The sequence below is a fragment of the Agarivorans sp. genome (assembly GCF_050295395.1).
Lineage (GTDB): Bacteria > Pseudomonadota > Gammaproteobacteria > Enterobacterales > Celerinatantimonadaceae > Agarivorans.
The window spans coordinates 1-9204 of the sequence record NZ_JBNKPP010000020.1 but is presented as its reverse complement, the minus strand read 5'-3'; the positions used below and the strand labels follow the sequence as shown (position 1 = coordinate 9204).

Sequence of the window (9204 nt, the reverse complement as noted above, 5' to 3'; positions counted from 1 at the left end):
TCTGCTAAGCGGGCCCCCACATCGTTCATCGCCGCAACAGCCACCTGCTCTAGAGGAGCTTGCACTACGCCATTGTCGAGTACCGTTTGACTTTGACTATCTAACAAACGCCACTGGATCTGCCATTGATTAGCTTGCGGGTATTGACGAAAACTTAATACTAAAGGTGCAGCGTAGCGTTGGCTGGCGGCTAACAAAGGCCCATCAAAGCCACCCCATACATCGTTCACGCTGAGAGCCATAGTATCTTCTAAGTCCATTACCGGCAGGCGAATAGGCAAGCCGAGCAAAGCCGCCTGTTTACGGCCATTTTCCAGCCAAGACTGTTGTGAACTATCGGCCAATAGCCGACGATTAAAGTCTTGTTCACTGGCATACCACAATACAATGTCGGGACGTTGCTTACCCCATAAGCGCAATTGCGCCTGCATTAACAGCTGATTAATTTTAGCTTCGTTAAACAACACCGAGATGCTGTCTTCACGATAAGAAAATTGCTGAATGTAGGGCTGAATATTATTGCCCGCCTTCACCAGTAGCGGTGCATCCTTGCTGGTAGGATCTCCGGTTAAGCGCAGAATTAACAATTCAAAGGCTTGTTGTTGATCTTGTTGTTGATTACCGCTGGCTGAGGCCTCAACTCGATATAAATCGCTTAGCAATGAGGCCCTAAGGGGTAAACTCAGCAAGGCTAAACTTAGTACTAACAAGCACTTTTTAATCACTACACTCTCCTAAAGCTAAACTATTCCGCTTAAAGCAGTTTATTTAGTACCGAAGATCTTGTCTCCGGCATCACCTAAACCAGGCAGAATATAGCCGTGTTCATTTAATTTTTCATCAATCGATGCAGTATACAGAACCAAATCCGGATGCGCAGCTTCTAGCGCTTTCAAACCTTCAGGCGCAGCCACTAAAACCAATACCACAATATCTTTACAACCTTGTTCTTTTAATAAATCGATAGTAGCGATCATTGAACCGCCAGTCGCCAACATCGGGTCAACAACCAAGGCTAAACGCTCATCAATTTGTCCCACTAACTTGTGGAAATAAGGCACAGGTTCAAGAGTTTCTTCATCACGATAAATACCTACTACACTGGTTTTAGCCGAAGGCATATGCTCCAACACACCATCCATCATGCCTAAGCCGGCACGCAAAATAGGCACTACAGTGGCTTTTTTACCTTTAATTTGTTCTACCGTTACTGGGCCATTCCAGCCCGCAATCGTTACTTGCTCTACTGCCAAGTTGGCTGTTGCTTCATAGGTTAAAAGCGCCGATACCTCGCGGGCTAATTCACGAAAACGCTTAGTGCTAATATCCGCTTCGCGCATTAGTCCAATTTTATGACGAACTAACGGGTGCTTTACTTCAACAACTTTCATTTTTATTCCTTTGGTTTAACGATTTGCGAGCCAATAGTTTAGCTCAGCCTCAATCAGGATATGTTAGCAAAAATCAACAAAATGTCTTAGTTATCGTTTATTACTGTTCCAGCGCGGCTAACACTGCTAAAATATCGCGAAATTTTTTTCCATGTTCGTTGCAAGGTAATCCCGTGACCAAACAAAACACCCCTCTGAGTTATAAAGATGCTGGCGTTGATATCGAAGCTGGTAATGCATTAGTAGAACGTATTAAAAGTGTAAGTAAACGTACGCAACGCCCAGAAGTGATGGGTGGATTAGGTGGCTTTGGTGCATTATGTCAATTGCCCACTGGTTATAAAGAGCCTGTATTAGTTGCTGGTACCGATGGCGTAGGTACTAAGTTACGGCTTGCTCTTGATCTGGAAAAACACGACACCGTAGGTATCGATTTAGTCGCGATGTGTGTTAACGACCTTATAGTACAAGGTGCAGAACCGCTATTTTTCCTCGACTACTACGCTACTGGAAAGTTAGACGTGGATACCGCTGCCGACGTAGTAAAAGGCATTGGTCAAGGCTGTGAGCAGTCTGGCTGTGCGCTAATTGGTGGTGAAACTGCAGAAATGCCTGGCATGTACCACGGTGACGATTACGACATCGCCGGCTTCTGTGTAGGTGTGGTAGAAAAATCACAAATCATCGACGGTAGCAAAGTGACTGCGGGCGATGCCCTAATCGCCTTAGCATCAAGTGGCCCACACTCAAACGGTTACTCGCTGATTCGCAAAATTTTGGAAGTATCCAACGCCGATCCAAAACAAGCCCTAGGCGATAGCACTTTAGGCGAAACCTTATTAACGCCTACTAAAATTTACGTTAAATCGGTACTAGCCTTGCTTAAACAGTGTGAAGTTCATGCCCTTTCTCACATCACCGGTGGTGGTTTCTGGGAAAACATTCCACGGGTATTGCCTGCTGGAGCAAAAGCCGTAGTTGACGAAAGCAGCTGGCAATGGCCACAAGTATTCAATTGGCTACAAGAGCATGGCAACGTAGCTCGCGAAGAAATGTACCGCACCTTTAACTGTGGTGTAGGTATGGTTATCGCCCTGCCGGAAGCTGAAGTAGAGAGCGCTCTAGCGCTATTAGCTGAACACGGAGAAACTGCTTGGAAGATTGGCCACATTGAAAATGTAGCTGACAACGAAGGCCAAGTAGAATTTAAGTAGGATGATAATGGCACGCAACATCGTTGTACTCATTTCAGGTTCAGGGACTAACCTGCAAGCCATTATAGATGCCTGCAAAGAAGGCCGTATTAATGCTTCAATTAGCGCAGTAATAAGTAACAAGGCCGATGCTTATGGCCTTGAACGTGCGCAACAAGCAGCGATTAACACGGTCTTTATTAATCCTAAAGATTATGCTGATAGAGAAAGCTACGACTTGGCGCTAGCCGATGAGATAGAACAACAACAAGCAGACTTAATTGTAATGGCGGGTTTTATGCGCATATTAAGTCCAGCTTTTGTTGAGCGTTTTAAAGGCAAAATGCTAAATATTCATCCTTCGTTGCTGCCCAAGTATCAAGGTCTTAATACTCATCAGCGCGCCATTGATGCCAACGACGATGAACACGGTTGTAGTGTTCACTTTGTCACCGCAGAGCTAGATGGAGGTCCTGTGGTACTGCAAGCCAAGGTACCTATTTTCGAAGAAGATAGTACCGAAGAACTCGCCGCCAGAGTGCAAGCTCAAGAGCATGCTATTTATCCCTTGGTGGTAAGTTGGTTTATTGAGCAACGGCTAGAAATGAAAGCCGACCGAGCTTGGCTAGATGGGCAGATGTTGCCCGACAGTGGCTACGCCAATAATTAAAAAAAGCGCCATTGGCGCTTTTTTTATTGCAACTCTCCGTCGCGAAACAATACATATTCACCGCTGGCTATTTTTTGCCATCGCTCGTTACTGGTTAAAGGCTGAGTAGCAATCATTGTCACCACATCATTCGGCGTGGTTTCTTTACAAAAATCGATGGTCACATCGGCATCAGACAACTGCGCTTCACCAAAGGGGGCTCGACGAGTAATCCAGTGTAAATTGCTGGAACAGTAAGCCATTACATACTCACCGTTACTCAGCAACATATTAAACACGCCCTTCTCTCGCAACTGATCGGCAAGGCTAGCAATAAATTTAAACATGGCCAGCATGTTGGCTGGTTTACGCGGATACTTCAGGCGTAATTGTTCCAAGATCCAACAAAATGCTTGTTCACTATCGGTTTGCCCAACCGGACGAAAAAAGCCAGTATCCAACTGTCGATAACCCTTTAACTGACCATTATGCGCATAGGTCCAATTTTGTCCCCACAGCTCACGAGTAAAAGGATGGGTGTTTTCTAAGGATACATTGCCGCGATTGGCCTGACGAATATGTCCAATAACCGCTTGGCTTTTGATTGGAAAGGCCTGTACCAGCTCGGCGATTTTAGATTTACAACTGGGCGCCGGGTCTTTAAAGCTACGACAGCCCTTTCCTTCATAGAAGGTAATCCCCCAACCGTCTACATGCGGGCCAGTTACCCCGCCACGTTGTACCAAGCCGGTAAACGAAAAACAAATATCAGTAGGAACATTGGCACTCATTCCTAATAACTCACACATACCACTACTCGCTAGCTAATGAATTATTACTCAGCCCTTACTCGGCCATGTATTTTTCAATTAATTGGATGAGAATATGAATCACCTTAATGTGGATCTCTTGGATCCGGTCGGCGAAGCCAAAATGCGGTACTCTTATTTCTACATCAGCTTGTCCAGCGAGTTGACCACCATCTTTACCCGACAGAATAATCACCTGCATACCCTTGGCTTTGGCCGCTTCAACCGCTTTAATAATATTACCAGAGTTGCCGCTAGTACTGATGCCGAACAGCACATCGCCGGGCTGACCTAGGCCTTCAATATAACGTGAGAACACATACTCATAACCGTAGTCATTGCTAACACAAGATAGATGGCTAGGATCGGAAATCGCGATAGCCGGGTAAGCCGGGCGATTTTCACGATAACGGCCGGTTAGCTCTTCAGCAAAATGCATTGCATCACAGTGTGAGCCACCGTTACCACAGGCCAACACTTTTCCTTGTTGCTTGAAGCTATCGGCTAACAAACGCGCAGCTTGCTCAATGGCTGCAATGTTCTTTTCATCCGCAATAAATGCATTTAACACCAGAGCGGCTTCTTGTAACTCTTCAACAATCAAATTCTTCATTTAAGTTCACTTATCTGGGCGAGGCTTATTAGGCCCACACTATAACGTTTTTTTAGCTGAGGATCAGTGTTCTATATAGCTCAAATTGTATTTTGTTCAGCATCCATTACACAAGTCAGCGTGTTGATTTTTTGTAAACAGCTTGAATTTTATTAACCATTGCGTTACAAATAACCCAAAGAGGTCAGACCTCTTATAAAACTCAAGGAGATACAGATGCAAAGTTACATTCCACTTTTTGCGCTAATAGCTGGATTGCTGTTAATGGGCGGATTAGCTTACTTTAGAGCTTCGTTATTAGCCTTTAGCTTGGTACTAACCGGGCTACTAGTGGCTTACAGTTTTGTTAGTCCCTTTAGCCAATTGTTTTGGTTAGCTTACCTGTTAATCATTGGCGGATTGAATTTTAAAGCGCTGCGCCAGCAGTTGATTTCTAAGCCGCTGTTTAAGATCTTCAAAAAAATCATGCCAGAAATGTCTCGCACCGAAAAAGAAGCCATTGATGCGGGCACAACTTGGTGGGAAGGCGAGCTATTTCGCGGCGCGCCAGACTGGAAAAAACTACACAGCTATCCAGCCCCTCGCTTAAGTCCAGAAGAGCAAGCATTTTTAGATGGCCCGGTTGAACAAGTTTGTGCCATGACCCGAGATTGGGAAATCACTCACGAGTTGGCCGATCTCCCTGAAGAAATCTGGGACTTTCTCAAGCAACACAAGTTCTTCGCCATGATTATTAAGAAACAATATGGTGGCCTAGAATTCTCTGCCTACGCACAATCCTGTGTATTACAAAAACTGGCAGGTGTATCAGCGGTATTATCCAGTACTGTGGGGGTTCCTAACTCACTTGGCCCTGGTGAACTATTGCAACATTACGGTACTAAGCAGCAGCAAGACCACTACCTACCGCGCTTGGCAGAAGGTAAAGAAATTCCCTGTTTTGCCCTTACCAGCCCAGAAGCAGGCTCTGATGCCGGTTCGATTCCCGATGCAGGCGTAGTATGTATGGGCGAGTGGCAAGGCGAGCAAGTATTAGGCATGCGAATTACTTGGAACAAACGTTATATTACGCTGGCTCCGGTAGCGACCATTCTTGGTTTAGCCTTTAAGCTTTCCGATCCCGATGGTTTGCTGGGTGAGCAAAAAGAACTAGGTATTACCTGCGCCTTAATTCCTACCGACATTGAAGGTGTCGAAGTCGGCCGTCGCCACTTCCCGCTAAACGTACCCTTCATGAATGGCCCAACACGTGCCACTGATTTATTTGTGCCGATTGATTTCATTATTGGCGGAAAAGAAATGGCCGGTCAGGGTTGGCGCATGTTGGTAGAGTGTTTATCGGTAGGTCGTGGCATCACCCTTCCCTCCAGTGCCACTGGCGGGATTAAAAATGCCGCGCTAGCCACCGGTGCTTACGCCCGGATCCGTCGTCAATTCAAACTGCCAATTGGCAAAATGGAAGGCATTGAAGAGCCTCTAGCACGCCTCGCCGGTAACGCCTACTTAATGGGAGCAGCATCAGACTTAACTGTGAGCGCCATCGATTTAGGCGAAAAACCTTCGGTGATCTCTGCCATCGTCAAGTATCACCTCACTCACCGCGGCCAACGTGCGAGTATTGATGCCATGGATATTGTTGGCGGAAAAGGCATTTGTTTAGGCCCTAAGAACTTCCTCGCTCGTGCCTATCAAGGGGCTCCTATTGCCATCACCGTAGAAGGCGCCAATATTCTCACCCGCAGTATGATTATTTATGGTCAGGGGGCGATCCGCTGCCACCCTTATGTATTAAATGAAATGGCCGCTGCTCAGGACCCAGACTTTAATCGAGGCTTAGATAGCTTTGATAAGGCGCTATTTAGCCACCTTGGCTTTGCTTTCAGCAACTTTGTACGCAGCTTCTGGTTTGGTATTACTGGCAACAACTTTGTTAGTGCCCCCTACTCGGACCAAACCGCGGTGTATTACAAGCAGCTCACCCGCTTTAGTAGCAACCTAGCATTGCTGTCAGATGTTGCAATGGGCACCTTGGGTGGAAACTTAAAACGTAAAGAACGGGTATCGGCTCGCTTAGGAGATATGTTAAGCCAACTTTATTTAGCCTCTGCGGTACTCAAACGCTATGACGATGAAGGCCGCAAAACGGAAGACTTACCTTTGGTTCACTGGAGTATGCAAGATGCACTATTCCAGCTACAAACCGCTCTCGATGAGCTATTGCTGAACTTCCCGAATAAGTTGGTCGGTAAATTTATGCATTGGGTCTTGTTCCCACTAGGCAAGCCACTACATGCGCCAAGTGATCAATTAGACCACACCCTAGCGCGTATTTTACAACAACCCAGTGAAACCCGTGACCGACTCGGCCAAGGTCGTTTCGACAGCCGAGTAGCGGGCAATGTATACGGTGAATTAGAGCAAACTTTAGAAGACGTGCTGGCCTGTGAGGCGCTTTACGACAGGGTTTGTCAGGCTTTAGGTGAAAAACGCCCGTTCACCCAACTAGACAAATTGGCCGAACAAGGCCTCCACTTAGGAGTATTGAGCCCTGAGGAAGCGCAGTTAATGAAACGCACCGAACAAGGGCGCCTAGCGGCCATCAATGTCGATGACTTCGATCATCAACAACTAGAAAACCGCCCTGCTCAGCCTCAAGGTAGTCATTCCAGTTGGGATTCAGTAGCTTAATTTAACCACCAAGCCACACTCTAAAAAGCGAAGCTAACTGCTTCGCTTTTTTTTACTTAAGCCAAACAAGGCATTGAATTTATTTCCAAAATACTCTTTACTTAAATAAAATCTCAGCATGGAAAGCCAATGAGTGACGACATCTTTCTCGTAGATGACTCCAGCACCGAGTCCAGCCTCTTAACCGAACAATGGAAGTTGCTGATTGTTGATGATGAACCCGAGGTTCACCACATCACCAACATGACCTTGTCTCAATTTGTTTTCGATAATAAATCCATTCAGTTTCTTCACGCCAACTCAGCGCAACAAGCCAAAGAGCAACTCCAACAACATCCTGATATCGCTTTAATTTTGTTAGATGTGGTGATGGAAACCGATGACGCTGGCCTATGTTTAGTACGCTATATTCGAGAACAACTAAATAACCAAAGTGTGCGCATCGTACTGCGTACCGGGCAGCCAGGGCAAGCGCCAGAAGATGAAGTAGTAGAAAACTATGACATCAACGATTACAAAGACAAAACCGAGCTTACTTCACAAAAGTTGCGCACACTAATCCGTGCTAGTCTACGTTCCTATCGTGACATCTGCGCTTTAGAAAAACACAAAAAAGGCTTGGAGAAAGTAGTTAAAGCCTCTAGAGGTATCTTCGAGAAAAATGCCTTATTTACCTTTGTTGAGGGAGTACTAGAGCACCTAGCAGCGGTACTGAATCTGGAAGATAGTCGTCTCTACCAAGTAGAACAATATGCCTATCAAATCCATGAGACGCAATTACAGCTACTCGCCTATCATGGCGGAAAACAAACAGCAGCCCCCACTCCACAGCAGCTCTGTGACTTTCCTGCGGATCAGCAACAACTGTTCAGTGAGGCAATAAATGGTAAGCGACATGTATTTGCCGATAATGCCTTGGTTATCTACTGTGAAAACAGAGCTTACAATTTACTGTTTTACGTCACTCGAACCGCCCCATTCAGCCAAGCGGATCAACATTTCACCAAGTTGCTCAGCGAAAACATCGTGGTGGCTTTAGAGAACATTCGCCTCAACGAGCTAATCCATACCAATCAAAAAGAAGTGCTGTACCGTTTGGGGGAAATTGTTGAAACTCGCTCCAAAGAATCAGGTATGCATGTACGCCGAGTAGCCCTTTTTACCGCACTATTAGCCGAACAACTAGGGTTGCCCGAATTAACCATTGAACAGCTAAAATTGGCAGCGCCGCTACACGATGTGGGAAAGGTGGCCATCCCCGATGCGATTTTGCATAAACCCGGTAAACTTGAGCCCGACGAATGGGAAATCATGCAAACCCATGCTGCTATTGGCGAAAAGATGCTGGATGGCTCAAATATCGAAGTACTGCAATTAGCCGCTGAAATCGCAGGCTCTCATCATGAGAAATGGGATGGCAGTGGCTACCCCAAGGGTCTGAAAGGCGAACAAATCCCTCTGAGTGGCCGTTTAACCGCAATTGCCGATGTATTTGACGCCTTAGCGAGCAAACGTTGCTATAAGGAAGCTTGGACAGAGCAAGAGATTATTAACTACCTAAAACAGCAGCGGGCTAAGCAATTTGATCCGCAATTGGTCGATATACTCTTGGAAAATTTAGCTGACTTTGTGGCAATTAGAGAAAAGTATCAGGATCGATTGTAGCAAGGCTTTGCTAAATATCGGACAAAAAAACCTCGTTTAACGAGGCCTTGCTTAGTAGTGGCGGAGTGGACGGGACTCGAACCCGCGACCCCCGGCGTGACAGGCCGGTATTCTAACCAACTGAACTACCACTCCGCATATACTAAAGTCACAAGTTTTATTCAATGCTGGCGGAGTGGACGGGACTCGAACCCGC

Annotated in this window: 8 protein-coding genes and 1 tRNA gene; 4 read left to right on the top strand and 5 right to left on the bottom strand. The window is 46.1% G+C overall.

Going from position 1 to position 9204, the window contains the following annotated elements; translation table 11 throughout:
* The coding region (locus ACQY6Q_RS01480) for a DUF2066 domain-containing protein (protein ID WP_427977022.1) at positions 1 to 725 on the bottom strand (725 nt) is incomplete at its 3' end.
* A 39-nt stretch (positions 726 to 764) separates the two neighbouring features.
* Positions 765 to 1391: a uracil phosphoribosyltransferase gene (gene upp, locus ACQY6Q_RS01475; RefSeq protein WP_055734686.1), complete on the bottom strand. Its 627-nt coding sequence runs from the start codon at positions 1389 to 1391 to the stop codon at positions 765 to 767.
* A gap of 173 nt (positions 1392 to 1564) precedes the next feature.
* On the opposite strand from upp, the gene purM reads away from it, so the two are divergent.
* Complete coding sequence (gene purM / locus ACQY6Q_RS01470) at positions 1565 to 2605, top strand: phosphoribosylformylglycinamidine cyclo-ligase (RefSeq protein ID WP_427977020.1); 1041 nt, start codon at positions 1565 to 1567, stop codon at positions 2603 to 2605.
* A gap of 4 nt (positions 2606 to 2609) precedes the next feature.
* A complete protein-coding gene (gene purN / locus ACQY6Q_RS01465; RefSeq protein ID WP_427977024.1) occupies positions 2610 to 3254 on the top strand; it encodes a phosphoribosylglycinamide formyltransferase in 645 nt (214 codons plus the stop codon).
* A gap of 23 nt (positions 3255 to 3277) precedes the next feature.
* Here purN and ACQY6Q_RS01460 read toward each other — a convergent pair whose 3' ends face one another.
* A complete protein-coding gene (locus ACQY6Q_RS01460; protein WP_427977018.1) occupies positions 3278 to 4042 on the bottom strand; it encodes a class II glutamine amidotransferase in 765 nt (254 codons plus the stop codon).
* A gap of 37 nt (positions 4043 to 4079) precedes the next feature.
* Positions 4080 to 4655, bottom strand: a complete 576-nt coding sequence (gene lpcA / locus ACQY6Q_RS01455; protein ID WP_427977015.1) for a D-sedoheptulose 7-phosphate isomerase — start codon at positions 4653 to 4655, stop codon at positions 4080 to 4082.
* Between the two features lie 216 nt (positions 4656 to 4871).
* Here lpcA and fadE point away from each other — a divergent pair, with 216 nt between their 5' ends.
* A complete protein-coding gene (fadE, locus tag ACQY6Q_RS01450) occupies positions 4872 to 7343 on the top strand; it encodes an acyl-CoA dehydrogenase FadE (RefSeq protein WP_427977013.1) in 2472 nt (823 codons plus the stop codon).
* A 129-nt stretch (positions 7344 to 7472) separates the two neighbouring features.
* On the top strand, positions 7473 to 9008 hold the full coding sequence (locus ACQY6Q_RS01445; protein ID WP_427977010.1) for an HD domain-containing phosphohydrolase: 1536 nt from the start codon (positions 7473 to 7475) through the stop codon (positions 9006 to 9008).
* Positions 9009 to 9066: 58 nt separating this feature from the next.
* Here ACQY6Q_RS01445 and ACQY6Q_RS01440 read toward each other — a convergent pair.
* Positions 9067 to 9143, bottom strand: a tRNA-Asp gene (locus ACQY6Q_RS01440).
* Between the last annotated feature and the right edge of the window lie 61 nt (positions 9144 to 9204).

Coding starts and splice junctions, on each gene's coding strand:
- upp (WP_055734686.1), bottom strand. CDS start 1,391: ATGAAAGTTGTTGAAGTAAAGCACCCGTTAGTTCGTCATAAAATTGGA.
- lpcA (WP_427977015.1), bottom strand. CDS start 4,655: ATGAAGAATTTGATTGTTGAAGAGTTACAAGAAGCCGCTCTGGTGTTA.
- ACQY6Q_RS01460 (WP_427977018.1), bottom strand. CDS start 4,042: ATGTGTGAGTTATTAGGAATGAGTGCCAATGTTCCTACTGATATTTGT.
- fadE (WP_427977013.1), top strand. CDS start 4,872: ATGCAAAGTTACATTCCACTTTTTGCGCTAATAGCTGGATTGCTGTTA.
- ACQY6Q_RS01445 (WP_427977010.1), top strand. CDS start 7,473: ATGAGTGACGACATCTTTCTCGTAGATGACTCCAGCACCGAGTCCAGC.